General features: G+C 57.1%; 1 pseudogene. It reads left to right on the forward strand.

Annotated features, from left to right (window positions below):
* Positions 1-216, forward strand: a pseudogene (locus AC066S_RS39115) (IS256 family transposase); the annotation flags it as partial.
* Between the last annotated feature and the right edge of the window lie 313 nt (positions 217-529).

A 529-nucleotide genomic window follows, 5' to 3' on the forward strand; every position in this document is an offset into this window, starting at 1 on the left:
TGATGGGCACCATTCGCCGCGTCACGCGCAACGTCAAACGCTGGCGGGATGCCGGTATGGCCTTGCGATGGGTCGCGGCCGGCATGATCGAGGCTAACAAGGGCTTCCGACGATTGAAGGCGCATAAGCAATTGTCGGTTCTGCGTGCGGCCTCTTCAAGCTCGCCACAATCGCATGACGATCAACCCCGTTGCCCACGTCACGAGGGCCGCGTAACATTCATTCCGGCAACGTCGGCTCGACCTAGTTCAACAGCGATCGGGAGATCCACCCAGACGAGTTGAGAAGTGCTTAAGTCGTCGACTGCTTTGGGTGAGCATTAAGTTGAACGTCGACCTACAGAATGAGCCGAGCTAACGTGCCCTTCCGGTCCTCGCAGCGATAAGATTGTTCTGCACCAAACTAGTAGCCCTGCACAGTGATTATGACTCTTTGGAAGAGTTGGGATAGGCGCGGCCCATTTTGGCTCGGGCCGTGTCCGTGTTGAACATCCATTTGATGCGGGAGCGTGCGGCATTCCTCTGCCGTT

Source organism: Bradyrhizobium sp. CFUWI, assembly GCF_056429085.1.